Below are 14,564 nucleotides of genomic sequence, written 5' to 3'. Positions count from 1 at the left end.
AGGCTGATCAATTGCAAAAGCCGCCCCAAGGGGCGGCTTTTTCTCTATGTGGGTCGCAAGATTGCTCTCCATACAATTGCGTGGTTGCAATTCAGCCCGCGCGCCCCTTAACAAGACGCCGGTTCCTGAAATGAAGTTTGGTCCTGACATGCGCCGTATTCTGTTCCTGCTGATCTTCGGCCTCGCCGGTTTGGGCGTGCTGCTGTCGCTGGGCTTCTGGCAGGTACAGCGCCTGGCGTGGAAGCAGGACGTTCTGGCAGAGATCGAAGATCGGATCTCGGCCACGCCGGTTTCCCTGCCACCGCAGATTTCGGCGGATCAGGACAAATACCTGCCGGTGACGGTGTCGGGCGAGATGGAGCCTGCGGAAATCCACGTTCTTGTGTCGCTCAAACAGGTTGGTGCGGGGTATCGCATCATTCAGCCGTTCAGCTCCAGCGGCCGGACCATTTTGATTGACCGGGGGTTCATCCCGACCACGGCCAAACAGGCCGGGCGTCGGAACGGCCAGATGCAGGTGACAGGCAATTTGCACTGGCCGGACGAAATTGACAGTTACACGCCCGCACCTGATATCGACGCCAATATCTGGTTCGCCCGCGATGTGCCCGCGCTTGCGGCTGCACTGGGTGCGGAGCCGGTTCTGCTGATCGCCCGTTCGCAAACCGATCCGAATGTGACTCCGTTGCCGGTGGACACGGCGGGAATACCAAACGATCACCTGCAATATGCAATAACCTGGTTTGGCCTGGCTCTGGTCTGGGCCGCGATGACCGGATACTTCCTATGGCGCAGCCGTGCCAATTCTGAAAGTGACGCGACATGAAATACATCTCGACCCGCGGGCAGGCGCCCGAACTCTCGTTTGAAGAGGCCATGCTGACCGGCCTTGCCCGCGACGGCGGCTTGTACGTGCCTGCCGAAATCCCGGTGATGACCCATGCCGAAATCGCGTCGCTGGCGGGGCTGCCCTATGAGGAAATCGCATTCCGCGTCATGTGGCCCTATGTCAGCGGCTCATTTGCCGAGGACGAGTTCAAGAGGATCATCGCGCGCGCTTACCAGGATTTCGGCCACGCCGCCCGCGCGCCGCTGAAACAGCTGAACGAGAACCATTTCCTGCTCGAGCTGTTTCACGGCCCCACCTTGGCATTCAAGGATTTCGCCATGCAGCTCATTGGTCAGCTGTTTCAGGTTGCCCTCAAGAAGCGCGGCGAGCGGGTGACCATCGTCGGCGCGACCAGTGGGGATACCGGTTCAGCCGCGATCGAGGCGTTCCGCGGGCTGGACGCGGTGGACGTTTTCATCCTGTTCCCGCATGGCCGTGTTTCCGAGGTACAGCGCCGCCAGATGACCACGCCCGCCGACAGCAACGTGCATGCGCTGGCGGTGGATGGCGATTTCGACGATTGCCAAGCCTCGGTGAAGGACATGTTCAACGATTTCGACTTCCGCGACGGGGTCAGGCTGGCTGGCATAAACTCGATCAACTTTGCCCGCGTATTGGCACAGGTGGTCTATTACTTTTCTGCCGCCACCAACCTCGGTGCGCCGCATCGCAAGATCAGCTTCACGGTGCCAACCGGCAACTTTGGCGACATCTTCGCTGGCTATCTGGCCAAGCGTATGGGGCTGCCGATTGACCGCCTTGTGGTGGCGACCAACCAGAACGACATTCTGCATCGCTGCCTCTCGGGCGAGGGGTATTTCAAGGGCGAGACTATCCCTTCGATCAGCCCGTCGATGGACATTCAGGTCAGCTCGAATTTCGAACGCGCGCTCTATTATGCCTATGGCGAAGATGGCGGGGCCATCGCACAATTGATGGATGAGCTGAAACAGGGTGGCTTCAATATCAGCCAGGGCGCGATGGAAGCGCTGCGTGAGAATTTCGATTCGGGCCGTGTGTCCGAAGAGGAAACGCTGGCCACGATCAAATCCACGCTTACCCGTAGCGCCGAACTGGTCTGCCCCCATTCCGCCGTCGGCGTGAAGGTGGCCGAAGAGGCGCGCGCGGCAGATGTTCCAATGATCACCCTTTCCACCGCACATCCGGCGAAATTCCCCGCTGCTGTGGAACAGGCAAGCGGCGTGCATCCGCCTCTTCCCCCGCGCATGTCTGACCTGTATGAACGGTCGGAACGGGTGACCCGCATCGCCAACGATCTGGGCGCCATCCAGAACTATATCAAAGGGCAGATTACTGCGTGACTGTTAGACAAGACCAACTGGCCAACGGCTTTCGTATCGTCAGTGAACACATGCCGGGGCTGCAATCTGCGGCCATTGGCATCTGGGTAACCGCAGGAGGCCGCCACGAGCGGATCGAGCAGAACGGTATCGCTCATTTCCTCGAACACATGGCGTTCAAAGGGACAGAGCGGCGCTCGGCGCTGGAAATTGCCGAGGCTATCGAGGATGTGGGTGGCTACATCAACGCCTACACCTCGCGCGAGGTGACGGCATACTACGCCCGCGTGCTCCAGGACGACGTGGCGCTGGCCATGGACGTGATCGGGGACATCGTGATGAACCCGGTCTTCGACCCGCGCGAGATCGAGGTCGAGCGCGGTGTAATCCTGCAGGAAATCGGTCAGGCCCATGATACGCCCGATGACGTGATCTTTGACTGGTTGCAGGAAGAAAGTTATCGCGACCAGCCTTTGGGTCGCACCATCCTTGGGCCCACGGAACGGGTCAGCGCCTTTTCGCGCGAGGATCTGTCGGCCTTCGTGGCGGAACATTACGGGCCGGAACAGATGATCCTGTCCGCTGCAGGCGCCGTCGACCACGATCAGCTGATGAAACTGGCCGAAAAGATGTTCGGGCATTTGCAGCCCCGCAAGGGGCTGATCGCCGAGCCCGCCCGCTTCATCGGCGGCGAGGCGCGCCACGAAAAGGTTCTGGAACAGGCCCATTTCGCGCTGGCGTTCGAAAGCCCGGGCTATCGTGACGACGCCATCTATACCGCGCAGATATACTCGTCGGCACTGGGCGGTGGCATGTCCTCGCGGCTGTTTCAGGAAATCCGCGAGGTGCGCGGCCTCTGTTATACGATCTTTGCGCAGGCCGGAGCTTACGCCGATACCGGCACTACCACGATCTATGCCGGTACCTCCGCCACTCAGGTTGCGGAACTGGCGGGTATCACCATCGACGAGATGAAGCGCGCAGCCGAAGACATGAGCCCCGAAGAGGTCGCCCGTGCCCGCGCCCAGATGAAGGCCGGGATGCTGATGGGGCTGGAAAGCCCCTCGAACCGGGCCGAGCGTTTAGCCCGGCTGGTGCAGATCTGGGATCGGGTGCCGTCGCTGGAGGAAACGGTCGAGAAAATCGATGCCGTCACCACCGCTGACGTGCGCCAGTTCGCCGAGGATATGGCGGTCACGGCCCCTGCGGCGCTGGCGCTTTATGGGCCGGTGTCGACGGCGCCGTCCCTCGCGGACCTGCAGGAGAGGCGCGCGGCGTGATGCTGCTGGGCAAGCGCAAGCTGAAACTCGAGACCGAGCGGCTCAGCCTGCGCCCGCCCGCGCATTCCGACTATCAGGACTGGACAGCGCTGCGGCGCGCCTCGGAGGATTACCTGACCCCGTGGGAACCGGTCTGGGCCAACGATCACCTCAGCCGTAAATCCTTTACCAACAGGGTCTACTGGGCGCAGCGCTCGATCTCGAACGGCTCGGCCATCCCGCTGTTTCTGTTCCGGCGCGCCGATGACGTCCTGCTGGGCGCGATCACGCTGGACAACATCCGTCGCGGCCCGGCGCAGGCGGGAACGCTGGGCTACTGGACCGGGCAGGCCTTTGCCCGGCAAGGCTATATGCGCGAGGCCATCGGTGCGGTTGTGCATTACGCTTTCACCCGCCTGGATCTGAGCCGGATCGAGGCGGCCTGCCTGCCGGAAAATGCGGCCTCTCGCGGACTGCTGGAAAGCTCGGGCTTCAAATACGAAGGCGTGGCGCAATCCTATCTGCAGATCAACGGGCGGTGGCGGACGCATGTGCTTTATGCCAGCCTCCGATCCGACCGACGCGGCAAGACGGATACGGGCTAGGGGGCTTTGCCCCCGTCGCGGCAAGCCGCGCCTCCCCCGGGATATTTTGGGCCAGATGAACTAGGGGCATGACTTGGTGGCGATCTGCGCTACACTTCGGGTATGCGCTGGTTGGTTGCAGCATTGATGGTGATATCGGGCGGGGCCGTGGCCCAGGAACGGCGGCCGAGCCATTGCATCGCCATTGCCGATGCCGCGCCGGGGATCGATTATCTGTACAAGGCGGCCTGGCAGGACCCGGTGCCGGAGTATTCGGTACGGGTCAGCTATATCGCGCATGCCTCGTTTCTGATCCAGACACCCGGCGGGCTGAATGCGGTCACCGATTTCACCGGGTTCATCGGCGGCGCCGATATGATTCCGGATATCGTGACCATGAACCACGCGCACGAGACCCATTGGACACAATTCCCCGATCCCGCGATCCCGTATGTTCTGCCGGGTTGGGGGCGTTTTGGCGAAGGGATCGAACACCACCTGGATCTGGGCGAAATCCTGATCCGGAATGTTTCGACCGATATCCGATCGGTCTATGGCGGGGTCGAGGAACGCGGTAACTCGATCTTCGTGTTCGAGGTCGAGGGGCTGTGTATCGGCCATCTGGGACACTTGCACCACGTTCCCAGCGACGCGCAGTTCGCCGCTCTTGGCCGACTGGACGTGGTCATGGCTGCCGTCGATGGCGGCACGACCATGCCCCTGCCTGAAATGATTTCGGTTCTGAAGCGCTTGAAAAGCTCGGTCATAATCCCGATGCACTGGTTCTCGGGCTATTCACTGGAGCGTTTTCTTTCGGGCGTTCGAGACGAGTTCGCCATACGGCGCGACGGCGTGTCCGAGATCGAGGTGTCGCTTCGCTCCTTGCCCAACCGGCCCACGGTGGTTGTGCTGGAACCGCGATACCTGATCGAGCCCGATTAGGGCTTGCCCGGCGCACGCGCCTTGGGCATGGATTGGGCATGACCCTGAATCCCGCCGATGACAGTTTTGCCGCTCGCCTCACCAAAGAGTTTCCGCAGGATATCCTGAACCCGGTCGAGCCGCGTTTCCTGGAAGAGCCGCGAAGGCGTTATGCTGGGCAGGCGGGCCTTGTGGCCCTGCCGCGAACCGTGACTGAGGTCGCGGCGCTGATCCGCTGTGCCGCTGCGGCGCGGGTGCCGGTTGTCCCTTATGGGGGCGGCACCGGCCTGGTAGGCGGGCAGGTGATGCCCGAAGGGCCGGCGCCGCTGGTGATCTCGATGGAGCGGATGGCGGCGATCCGGGCGGTGCACCCGGCCGAAAACGTGCTGGTGGTCGAAGCTGGCGCCATTCTGGCCGATGTTCAGGCGGCGGCCTGCAACGCCAACCGCCTGTTTCCCTTGTCACTCGCCTCGGAGGGAACCTGCAGGATCGGCGGCAATCTTGCTGCAAACGCTGGTGGGGTGAATGTGTTGCGCTATGGCAATGCCCGCGACCTGTGCCTTGGGTTGGAGGCGGTCCTGCCTAACGGCGAGATCTGGAACGGGCTGACCCGGCTGCGCAAGGACAACACCGGATACGATCTGCGCAACCTGCTGATCGGGTCCGAGGGGACGCTGGGTATCATCACGGCGGCGGCGCTGAAGCTCTATCCCATCCCGGCGGGCACCAGCACCGCGATGATCGTGGTTCCGTCGCCCGAAGCGGCGTTGGAACTGCTGGCCTGCGCCCGCGATCGCGTCGGCGAGGCGGTCAGTGCCTTTGAACTGATCCACAGACAGGGGCTGGAGTTTCTGGCCGAGGTTCTGCCCGGCATTCGCCAGCCGTTCGATGTCAAACCCGAATGGTGCGTCCTGGTCGAGCTTGGCCTGCCACAGGGACTTGATCCCGCCCGTACCATGGAGGCGCTTTTCGAGACGGCCTTGCAACACGGGATCGCCCGGGATGGTGTCGTGGCGCATTCCGATGCGCAGCGTCGGGCGCTCTGGTCGGTGCGTGAACATATCCCCGAGGCCAACCGGCTGATCGGTTCGGTGTCGAGCCATGATATCTCTTTGCCGCTGTCGGTCATCCCCGATTTCATTCGCCGCGCGGCCGGGGTCGTTTCGGGGTTGGGTGCGTTTCGTATCAACTGTTTCGGGCATCTGGGCGACGGCAACCTGCACTACAACGTCTATCCGATGGCGGGCATCGACCGCACGACGCTTGAAGGCAAAAAGGAAGCTGTCATGCAGGCGGTGCATGATCTGGTACGCGACTATGGCGGCTCGTTCAGCGCCGAGCACGGGGTCGGGCGGATGAAGGTCAAGGATCTGGAGCGTTACGGCGATCCGGTGAAACTTGCCGCCATGCGGGAGATCAAGGCGACACTGGACCCTGCCGGGATCATGAACCCCGGCGCGGTTCTGCGTCGCGCATAGCCGCTCAGAGGCCTTCGAATTCGCATAGGGCGTGCACATCCATGCCCATGCCTTCCAGCACCTTGCGCCCGCCCAGTTCCGGCAAATCGATGATGAACGCGCAGGACACGATGTCGCCGCCCAGGCGCTGGATCAGCTTGATGCCGGCCGCTGCGGTGCCACCGGTGGCCAGCAGGTCATCGACCACCAAAACCTTCTCGCCCTCTTTGATGGCGTCGTCATGGATTTCGACGATGGCCTCGCCATATTCCAGCTTGTAATCCTGACTGATGGTGGTGCCCGGAAGCTTGCCCTTTTTCCGGATCGGCACAAAGCCGACGCTCAGTTGGTGTGCAATCGCGCCGCCAAGGATGAACCCGCGCGCTTCCAGCCCCACGACCTTGTCGATGCGCTCGCCCGCGTAGGGGTGCAGCATCTGGTCGATGGCCATGCGGAACCCGCGCGCATCGGCAAACAGCGTGGTCACGTCGCGAAACATGATCCCTTCATGCGGAAAATCGACGATGGTGCGGATATAGTCCTTGACCGAGGTGCTTTTGGGCATGCGGCCTCCCTTGCTGACATGGTTCACGCAAGCGGGTTTGACGCATCGGGACGCGCCGTTCAAGAGGCAGGATGCGGGCTGCGGCGTCCCGCCCTTGGATTTGGTTCAACGCAGCGAAAATGCCGCTCGATGTATCCGGAAAAACCGGGTCAGGCCGGGCGGCGCAGCAATGCGGTGGCCACACCCATGCCCATCAACGTCACGCCGCCGACTCGGGTAATCCCCGTGATTACCTTGGGGCGCGCGATCAGGTGCCGCAGGCGGTCGGCCAACAAGGCATATGTCAGCGCATTCAGCCAGGCGAGTCCAACGAAGGTGGCGATCAGGATGGTGAATTGCGGCATCAAGGCCTCGCCAGGTTTGATGAATTGCGGCACGAAAGCAATGAAGAACGCGATGGATTTCGGGTTCAGGGCCGTTACCGCCGCTGCGTGACCGAACACGTTACCTGCGGTCACATCACGCTCGGTGCGCACGGTCCCCAGACCATCGGACGGCGCGCTGCGCAACAGTTTCCAACCCAGCCAGATCAGATAGGCGGCACCGACCCATTTCAGCACCATGAACATCTCGGTCGACGCCAACACGAGCGCCCCCAATCCCAGAAGCGACGCGGTCATCGCCACCAGATCGCCCAAGGCCACCCCCGTGGCCGAGGCCACCGCAACGCTGCGCCCCTTGGACAGGGCATAGCTCAGCACCAACAATACGGTCGGACCGGGGATCAGCAGCAGTGCGGTCGAGGCGGCGACAAAGGCAAGCCAGAGGTCGAGAGGCATGAAAACACCTGTGATTGACATATCGGTGCATCAAACAACGCCCGCACGCGAACGTCCATACCCCGCGTTTTGCTATGGAAGCTTGATGGCCTGTACGTGCATCCAGTCAAAGTTCTTCTCGCGGCCCAGCGATACCCAGCCCTCTTCCTCCCAGAAGCGCCAGAAATCCAGGCAGTCGGCGCGGGCCAACCGGGCCTTTTTCCACCCCCAGTCCAGCTTGTTGCGCGACGGGTCCCAGTCGATGGCGGCGGCGAAAGAGTGCGTGGACCATGTCGAGCCATTGCGCTTGCGCCGCACATTCTTGCACCCGCCATAGATGTCCAATCCCATGTCGACCCGGGCATCGTGGTCGTAACGGGCAGCGATTTTGGTCAGAACCCTTTCAAGGCTCTGGGCGACTTTCGGATGGCAACCGATCTTGCTGGTCTTGACCGACCGGTCCCAGTCCAGCTTCATCGTCCATGGAACCGTAACGATTGTGGTCGCGGGCTGCCCACCCGAATTCGGATTGAAGCCGAAAAAACTGAACAGATCGGCCTGTCCGGTTTTATCTGTGGGCCAGCCATTGGGATTGACGTCCAACGGCACGATATCCCGGAAATCCATCGGCAACTCGCCGGTCTCCCGGAAAAAGCGGAAATCACTATAGCCCGCCTCAGTAAGGCTTCCCCACAAACCGTCGATGTCCCCGGGATCAATACCGGCGTCCTTGCTGACTAGCTGAAATGCGGCGACGCGTTTTCGGGCGGCACTCCAGGCACTTGGGTCACCGGACAACTCGCTGGCGCGCGGTTGGACCAGAGCCGCAGCCGCCGTATCCATTGCGGCGTTGATCTGTCCATCAATCGGGCCGGAATACGTCCCGGTCGCGCTCAACTCTTCCTGCAAAATGCGGATGGCACCTTGTTTCATGAAAAATCCCCCACGAATTTCTGAAAACAATGGGGGGATTGTATCACATCACGGGCGACTTCTCAGCCTTTTGTAGCTAAAGCACCCGCCCCGCCACCGCGTCCAGTTTCGTCAGCAACTCCGGGTTGCGCTTCTCTGGTGCGGTCAGAATGGCAAAATCCAGCGCCCGGTCGCAGCCATGCGGGCAGGGCGCGCGGTCCGCCCCCAGCAACGCGGGCAACCCCTTGACCAGCGCGCGGCCCTTGTCGGCGTTTCCGGTCAGCGTGGCGATAATGGCACTGATATCCACCTCGCCGTGATGCGGGTGCCAGCTGTCATAGTCGGTGACCATGGCGATCGAGGCGTAACACAGCTCGGCTTCGCGGGCGAGCTTGGCCTCGGGCATGTTTGTCATGCCGATCACATCACAACCCCAGACCTCGCGGTACATCTTCGATTCCGCCAGGGTCGAGAACTGCGGCCCTTCCATCGCCAGATAGGTGCCGCCGCGGTGAATGTTGATCCCTGCCGCCTTTCCAGACGCCTCGCAGGCGTCGCTCAGGCGCGGGCAGGTTGGATGCGCCGCGCTGACATGGGCAACACAGCCGGTCCCGAAAAAGCTTTTCTCGCGCGCGAACGTCCGGTCGATAAATTGATCGACAATCACGAAATCCCCCGGCGCCATCTCTTCGCGAAACGACCCGCATGCCGAGACCGAGATGACGTCTGTCACCCCCAGCCGCTTCAGCGCGTCGATATTGGCGCGGTATGGCACCTCTGTCGGCGAATGCACGTGCCCCCGCCCGTGGCGCGGCAGAAAAGCCATGTCGACCCCGTCCAGCGACCCGGTCAGAACCTCGTCCGAGGGGACTCCCCAAGGGGTCTCAACCGCAACCCACTTGGCGTTTTCAAGCCCGTCGATCTCATAGATGCCCGATCCGCCGATCACCGCGATTTTCGTCTGGCTCACCTGTGCTCTCCCTGCCTTGGTCGTTGCCTGCTCAAGGTTTTTGGAGGGCCGCGACCGGAATGACAAGAGCGCTGTGCCGTGTCCCAAGGTGCCCTCTGGTCACAATGCCCTGAAGACGACCAGTGGCTGCGTCAGGTGGCCCCACCTGCGCGGCGCGCCGGAGCCAACACCGCGACAAGGTTCGACACCAAAAGCGCGCCGATCACCACTGCGCCTCCCGCGATCGCCCAAGGCCCCGGATCTTCACCGACTACCGCCCAGACCAGAATGGGCGCCAGAACAGATTCCAGCAGGACCAGTAACGACACCTCGGCCGAGCTGATGTAGCGCGGGCCAAGCGCCAGCAGGCACGAGGCCGCCCCGATAAAGGCTCCATGACCCAGAAACAGCGGCCATTGCTGCTCAAACGCCGCAGCCGGCGATACGAACATCCCAATTATGAGCGCCGCACCGATATAGGCAATCGGAATGGCCGGGATCATTGACGTGTCCCTGACCTTGCGCACCGCGGTCAGCGCGGCCGCAAAGGCGGCAGACACGTAAACGGCCCAGATGTCACCCCTCCAGGACGAAATCTGCGTCTCGCCCGACCCATAGGCAATCATCGCCAGCCCCGCCAAGACCACCGCCATCGTCAGCACCATGCGCCGCCGAATGGGCTCGCCCAGGAAAATCCGGCTGAAAATCGCGGCAAATATCGGCATCGAGGCAAAGATGAACACCACGTTTGCGACGCTGGTATTGCTGACGGCCAGAACAAAGGCCGGCGCGGTAGAGCCGATCAGGATCGTATAGATCACGCCCGGCCAACCGGTGTTCAGCAAGGCCCGAAACCCGCTCACCCCCTGAACCGCCAGCAGGACGATCAGCACAACCGTTCCGGCGGTCAGGCCGCGCCAGAATGCAGTCACCATCGGATCGGCCCCGATCAGCCGCACAAACAGTGAATCCGGCACGACCAGCAGCACGCCCAGCGTTGTAATGATCAGACCTTTCAAGTGATCGCTCATGCCGATGAGTTAGGGGCAAGACTGCGACCAAGTAAAGACCGGCCGGGTCTTCGCCATGCGCGCGACGCATGGCCGCATCCCGCTCAGTGCGGTGGCTTGATGGGGCACAACCGTCTAGAAGGCGCCTTTGCGCGAACAAACCGACCAACAGGACCGATCCATGCCCCGAGCCATGCTGGCAAGTTTTGCCAATCGCCTAGCCATACCCGATCTGCGCTGGATGCCGGACGAGGGTCTGACCCCGTCGCGCCTGCGGATCGAGCTGTTGTCGGGCCTCACCGTGGCGCTGGCGCTGGTGCCCGAGGCGGTCGCTTTTGCTTTTGTTGCGGGCGTACACCCGCTGGTTGGCCTGTATGCGGCCTTTCTGGTCGGGCTGATTACCGCCCTGATCGGCGGGCGTCCCGGCATGATCTCGGGTGCAACCGGCGCGCTGGCCGTCGTCATGGTGGCCCTGGTGGCCGAGCATGGGGTTGAATACCTGTTTGCAACGGTGGTTCTGATGGGCATCCTTCAGATCATCGCGGGTGTGATGCAATGGGGCAAGTTCATCCGCCTCGTGCCGCATCCGGTGATGCTGGGCTTCGTCAACGGCCTCGCCATCGTGATCTTTCTCGCGCAGATGGGTCAGTTCAAGGTGCCGGGATCGATGGAAAACACTGGCCACGGCATGGGCGGCGGTGAATGGCTGTCGGGCCTGCAGCTCTATACGATGCTGGGCCTTGTTGCTCTGACCATGGCGGTGATCTGGGTGATGCCACGGATCACCCGTATCATTCCGGCCCCGCTGGCTGGCATCTTCGTGGTCGCGGCGCTTGTCATCGGCTTTGGCCTGGACGTCCCGCGCGTCGGCGATCTGGCCTCGATCGAAGGCGGCCTGCCGCAATTCCACATCCCGATGGTACCGCTCAACCGCGAAACGCTGCAGGTCATCCTGCCTTATGCGGTGATCCTCGCCGCCATCGGCCTGATTGAATCCCTGCTGACCCTGAACCTAGTTGGCGAGATCACCGGAAAACGCGGTGGCGCGTCGCAGGAGTGTATCGCACAAGGCACCGCCAACGTCGTCACCGGTTTCTTCGGCGGTATGGGGGGCTGTGCCATGATCGGACAGTCGATGATCAACGTGAAATCCGGCGGCCGCACCCGCGTCGCAGGCATCGCGGCCGCATTGTTCCTGCTGATTTTCATCCTTTTTGCCGCGCCCCTGATCGAACAGATCCCGCTGGCTGCGCTGGTTGGCGTGATGTTCATGGTGGTGATCGGCACCTTCGCGTGGAACTCGTTCAACATCCTGCGCAAGGTGCCGCTGATGGATGCCTTCGTGATCGTGCTGGTCACCGTCGTCACCGTGATGGAAGACCTCGCCGTTGCCGTGGTCGTCGGCGTGATCGTCTCGGCGCTGGCTTATGCCTGGAACAACGCCAAACGCATCCACGCGGTCACCCGCGAGTCGGCGACCGAAAAGGGGGCAAAGGTCTATGAAATCCAGGGACCGCTGTTCTTTGGTTCAACCGACGGGTTCACGGAATTGTTCGATGTCGAAAACGACCCCGCAACCGTGATCGTCGATTTCGCTGAAAGCCGCGTGGTGGATCAGTCCGCCCTGCAGGCGATCGAAGCGGTGGCCACGAAATACGAGGCCGAAGGCAAGCGGGTCATGCTGCGCCACCTCAGCCGCGATTGTCACAAGTTGCTGAACAAGGCGGGCCACCTGATGGTCGACAGTGATGATGACCCGGATTACGAGTTGGCGGTTGATTACTCTGTCCGCACCGGCATTCTAGGCGGGCACTGATCCTTTTGCGAGGCTCCGCCTCGCGCTCCGGGATATTTGAAGCCAGATGAATGAAGAATCCCTGCTTCATCTGGCCAAAAAATATCCCGGGGGAGCCGCCCGGAACGGGCGGTGGGGGCAGAGCCCCCGACAACCTCAATCATCCGGGCGATTGAGCGAGAACAGCTCGGACACGACCGAATAGTCCCGGTACCCAAGCCGCGCCAGAGGTTTGAATGAGGTTACGTCGAACTTGCCCTCCCGGATGTGGTCGTCGAGCAGGTGCACACCTGTCACTTCTCCAAACACGACGCGGTTGGCCGCGCCGGGCAGGGTGACGATCTGGGTGAGCTTGCATTCCAACGCCGCCGGGGCACCTTGTACGCGGGCACAGGGGATGGTTTCACATTCGACCGGGGTTAATCCGGCATGGGCAAACTCGTCCACCTCTTTTGGAAGGCTGCCCGAGCTGGCGTTCATCGCATCCTGGTGCGCATGGGCCACAACATTCACGCAGAATACGCCTGTCGCCTCGATATTGGCGATACTGTCCTTGCCGCCGATCTGATCGTGTTTCGTGCCGGTTGAGGCAAACATCACCTGCGGCGGCGTGTAAGCAACCCCGTTGAAAAAGGAATAGGGTGCCAAATTGTTGATCCCATCCGAATCGCGGGTCGATATCCAGCCGATCGGGCGCGGAGTGATAATGGCGTTGAACGGGTTGTGCGGAAGGCCGTGGCCGTCTTCGGGTCGATAGAACATCATATCTCCAAGCGTTTGCCCAAGGCGTAGCGAAGTGCTAGGGCGATTTCCACAGCTGAAAAGAGGGCCAGGGTGCAGCAATTCGGAATCAGCCCGGAACGACCGGACGACTGGTGGGAGGTTGAAGCCCTCTACGACCTGTGCTTCGCGCCCGGGCGCGAGGCGCTGTCCTCCTATCGTCTGCGCGACGATGTTCCGCCCGTGGCGGGCCTGTCGATGGTCGTGCGCGACAACACCGGCGTCGTGGCTGGTGCCATCCGGTTCTGGCCCGTTCACGTCGGTGATCATGACGCGCTGTTACTGGGGCCGGTTGCGGTTCACCCCACGCACCAGGGCGAAGGTCTGGGCGGGTTCCTGATCCGCGAAGGGGTCGAGGCCGGGCGCAACCAGGGCTGGCATCGTGTCATGCTTGTGGGCGATGCGCCCTATTACTCGCGCTTTGGCTTCACTCGGCTGGAAGGCGTGGAAATGCCGCCGCCTACAAACCCTGACCGGGTTCTCGGCATGGAACTGGTGCCCGGCGGCTGGGTGGATATTTGCGGCCCTGTTACCCGCTGGACGAAATAACCCATTGAAACCCGGCACGCGCGCACCGATCTTTTCTTGATGAAGGAGGCGTTGCGAATGCAGGACATCGTGATCGTCGAACCCGTCGACGCCGAGGCGGAACTCGACCGGCTTGCCGCCGAGTACCGTGCAGCGGGAGGCATGGGTATCCGCATGCTTAACCGGTTGGGCGGCAAGGCGGAAAACCTGCTTGACCAGCTTCCTCCCAACATCCGCGACGGCCTGAGCGAAGCCACTGAGCGCGCGCTGTGGGTTGCGATGCGCGCCGCCCATGGCTCGCGCCGCGCCGTTCCGGATCAAAAGGCGTGGGTGAACACAGCGATCGCCACGGCAATGGGCGCTGCGGGTGGGTTTGGCGGGCTGCCCACCGCTCTGGTCGAACTGCCGGTCACCACCACCATGCTGTTGCGCGCCATTCAGGGCGAGGCCGCGCGCCGGGGCTTCGATCCGGCCTCCAAAGGCGTGATGTTCGATTGCGTGTGCGTTCTGGCCTCGGCGGGGCCGCTGGCGCAGGATGATGGCGCGGATCTGGGCTTTTTCTCGATCCGGTTGACGCTAACCGGCGCCACCATGCAAAAACTGATCGCCAGTGTCGCACCACGCCTTGCCACAGCGCTGGGGCAGAAACTTGCCGCGCAATCGATTCCGGTTCTGGGCGCGGTCGCGGGCGGTGGCACCAACTATGTCTATACCCGTTACTACCAGCAGGTCGCAGGCGTGCATTTCGGTCTCAGACGCCTCGCTATCGACGCGGATATCCCACAGGACGAATTGTTGACCAGATTGACTGCAAAAATGCTGAAATAGGCGGAATTGATCCCGAAAGAGTGAAGAT

The 14,564-nt window shown here is 62.0% G+C and carries 15 protein-coding genes; 9 read left to right on the top strand and 6 right to left on the bottom strand.

The genetic code is table 11. From position 1 onward, the window contains the following. Nucleotides 1-148 precede the first annotated feature (148 nt). The 6 genes from ACR0LZ_RS00165 to ACR0LZ_RS00140 all read left to right on the top strand — a co-directional run bounded on the left by ACR0LZ_RS00165 (nt 149) and on the right by ACR0LZ_RS00140 (nt 6,432). A complete protein-coding gene (locus ACR0LZ_RS00165) occupies nt 149-826 on the top strand; it encodes an SURF1 family protein (protein ID WP_480748080.1) in 678 nt (225 codons plus the stop codon). After that, nucleotides 823-2,211: a threonine synthase gene (gene thrC, locus ACR0LZ_RS00160; RefSeq protein WP_480747738.1), complete on the top strand. Its 1,389-nt coding sequence runs from the start codon at nt 823-825 to the stop codon at nt 2,209-2,211. Before ACR0LZ_RS00165 ends, thrC begins: the two co-directional genes overlap by 4 nt. Next, nucleotides 2,208-3,470 (top strand): M16 family metallopeptidase, encoded by a 1,263-nt coding sequence (locus ACR0LZ_RS00155; RefSeq protein ID WP_480747737.1) that lies wholly within the window; start codon nt 2,208-2,210, stop codon nt 3,468-3,470. Before thrC ends, ACR0LZ_RS00155 begins: the two co-directional genes overlap by 4 nt. Next, nucleotides 3,470-4,054, top strand: a complete 585-nt coding sequence (locus tag ACR0LZ_RS00150) for a GNAT family N-acetyltransferase (protein WP_480747736.1) — start codon at nt 3,470-3,472, stop codon at nt 4,052-4,054. Before ACR0LZ_RS00155 ends, ACR0LZ_RS00150 begins: the two co-directional genes overlap by 1 nt. A gap of 102 nt (nt 4,055-4,156) precedes the next feature. Further along, complete coding sequence (locus ACR0LZ_RS00145) at nt 4,157-4,975, top strand: MBL fold metallo-hydrolase (protein WP_480747735.1); 819 nt, start codon at nt 4,157-4,159, stop codon at nt 4,973-4,975. Nucleotides 4,976-5,013: 38 nt separating this feature from the next. Then, the gene (locus tag ACR0LZ_RS00140; RefSeq protein WP_480747734.1) at nt 5,014-6,432 is read left to right on the top strand and encodes an FAD-binding oxidoreductase; all 1,419 of its coding nucleotides are present in this window, start codon (nt 5,014-5,016) and stop codon (nt 6,430-6,432) included. A 4-nt stretch (nt 6,433-6,436) separates the two neighbouring features. Here the strand turns inward: ACR0LZ_RS00140 and ACR0LZ_RS00135 are convergent, their stop codons facing one another. From ACR0LZ_RS00135 to ACR0LZ_RS00115, 5 genes are all read right to left on the bottom strand, one after another. After that, nucleotides 6,437-6,976: an adenine phosphoribosyltransferase gene (locus ACR0LZ_RS00135; RefSeq protein ID WP_480747733.1), complete on the bottom strand. Its 540-nt coding sequence runs from the start codon at nt 6,974-6,976 to the stop codon at nt 6,437-6,439. A 149-nt stretch (nt 6,977-7,125) separates the two neighbouring features. Then, a complete protein-coding gene (locus ACR0LZ_RS00130) occupies nt 7,126-7,755 on the bottom strand; it encodes a LysE family translocator (RefSeq protein WP_480747732.1) in 630 nt (209 codons plus the stop codon). Between the two features lie 72 nt (nt 7,756-7,827). Next, nucleotides 7,828-8,667: a hypothetical protein gene (locus tag ACR0LZ_RS00125; RefSeq protein WP_480747731.1), complete on the bottom strand. Its 840-nt coding sequence runs from the start codon at nt 8,665-8,667 to the stop codon at nt 7,828-7,830. 76 nt (nt 8,668-8,743) lie between these two features. Then, the gene (locus ACR0LZ_RS00120) at nt 8,744-9,616 is read right to left on the bottom strand and encodes an S-methyl-5'-thioadenosine phosphorylase (RefSeq protein ID WP_480747730.1); all 873 of its coding nucleotides are present in this window, start codon (nt 9,614-9,616) and stop codon (nt 8,744-8,746) included. 131 nt (nt 9,617-9,747) lie between these two features. After that, entirely contained in the window at nt 9,748-10,626 is an 879-nt protein-coding gene (locus tag ACR0LZ_RS00115) for a DMT family transporter (protein ID WP_480747729.1), read from the bottom strand. A gap of 160 nt (nt 10,627-10,786) precedes the next feature. Between ACR0LZ_RS00115 and ACR0LZ_RS00110 the strand changes: the two genes are divergently transcribed. Continuing rightward, complete coding sequence (locus tag ACR0LZ_RS00110) at nt 10,787-12,421, top strand: SulP family inorganic anion transporter (RefSeq protein WP_480747728.1); 1,635 nt, start codon at nt 10,787-10,789, stop codon at nt 12,419-12,421. Between the two features lie 135 nt (nt 12,422-12,556). Here ACR0LZ_RS00110 and ACR0LZ_RS00105 read toward each other — a convergent pair whose 3' ends face one another. After that, nucleotides 12,557-13,162: a flavin reductase family protein gene (locus ACR0LZ_RS00105; RefSeq protein ID WP_480747727.1), complete on the bottom strand. Its 606-nt coding sequence runs from the start codon at nt 13,160-13,162 to the stop codon at nt 12,557-12,559. A 72-nt stretch (nt 13,163-13,234) separates the two neighbouring features. On the opposite strand from ACR0LZ_RS00105, the gene ACR0LZ_RS00100 reads away from it, so the two are divergent. Beyond that, nucleotides 13,235-13,729: a GNAT family N-acetyltransferase gene (locus ACR0LZ_RS00100; RefSeq protein WP_480747726.1), complete on the top strand. Its 495-nt coding sequence runs from the start codon at nt 13,235-13,237 to the stop codon at nt 13,727-13,729. A 57-nt stretch (nt 13,730-13,786) separates the two neighbouring features. Continuing rightward, nucleotides 13,787-14,536 carry an EcsC family protein gene (locus ACR0LZ_RS00095; protein ID WP_480747725.1) on the top strand — a complete coding sequence of 250 codons (750 nt, stop codon included), beginning with the start codon at nt 13,787-13,789 and terminating at the stop codon, nt 14,534-14,536. Nucleotides 14,537-14,564 lie beyond the last annotated feature (28 nt).

The sequence above is a fragment of the Ruegeria sp. CI1 genome (assembly GCF_056536925.1).
Note: the sequence above shows the minus strand (reverse complement) of the source record. Positions and strands in the feature narration are given on the sequence as shown.

What these genes read in the sequence shown, in the direction of transcription:
- ACR0LZ_RS00110 (WP_480747728.1), top strand. Translation starts at nt 10,787, where the DNA reads ATGCCCCGAGCCATGCTGGCAAGTTTTGCCAATCGCCTAGCCATACCC.
- ACR0LZ_RS00105 (WP_480747727.1), bottom strand. Translation starts at nt 13,162, where the DNA reads ATGTTCTATCGACCCGAAGACGGCCACGGCCTTCCGCACAACCCGTTC.
- ACR0LZ_RS00145 (WP_480747735.1), top strand. Translation starts at nt 4,157, where the DNA reads ATGCGCTGGTTGGTTGCAGCATTGATGGTGATATCGGGCGGGGCCGTG.
- ACR0LZ_RS00125 (WP_480747731.1), bottom strand. Translation starts at nt 8,667, where the DNA reads ATGAAACAAGGTGCCATCCGCATTTTGCAGGAAGAGTTGAGCGCGACC.
- ACR0LZ_RS00095 (WP_480747725.1), top strand. Translation starts at nt 13,787, where the DNA reads ATGCAGGACATCGTGATCGTCGAACCCGTCGACGCCGAGGCGGAACTC.
- ACR0LZ_RS00135 (WP_480747733.1), bottom strand. Translation starts at nt 6,976, where the DNA reads ATGCCCAAAAGCACCTCGGTCAAGGACTATATCCGCACCATCGTCGAT.
- thrC (WP_480747738.1), top strand. Translation starts at nt 823, where the DNA reads ATGAAATACATCTCGACCCGCGGGCAGGCGCCCGAACTCTCGTTTGAA.
- ACR0LZ_RS00165 (WP_480748080.1), top strand. Translation starts at nt 149, where the DNA reads ATGCGCCGTATTCTGTTCCTGCTGATCTTCGGCCTCGCCGGTTTGGGC.
- ACR0LZ_RS00140 (WP_480747734.1), top strand. Translation starts at nt 5,014, where the DNA reads ATGACCCTGAATCCCGCCGATGACAGTTTTGCCGCTCGCCTCACCAAA.
- ACR0LZ_RS00150 (WP_480747736.1), top strand. Translation starts at nt 3,470, where the DNA reads ATGCTGCTGGGCAAGCGCAAGCTGAAACTCGAGACCGAGCGGCTCAGC.
- ACR0LZ_RS00130 (WP_480747732.1), bottom strand. Translation starts at nt 7,755, where the DNA reads ATGCCTCTCGACCTCTGGCTTGCCTTTGTCGCCGCCTCGACCGCACTG.
- ACR0LZ_RS00115 (WP_480747729.1), bottom strand. Translation starts at nt 10,626, where the DNA reads ATGAGCGATCACTTGAAAGGTCTGATCATTACAACGCTGGGCGTGCTG.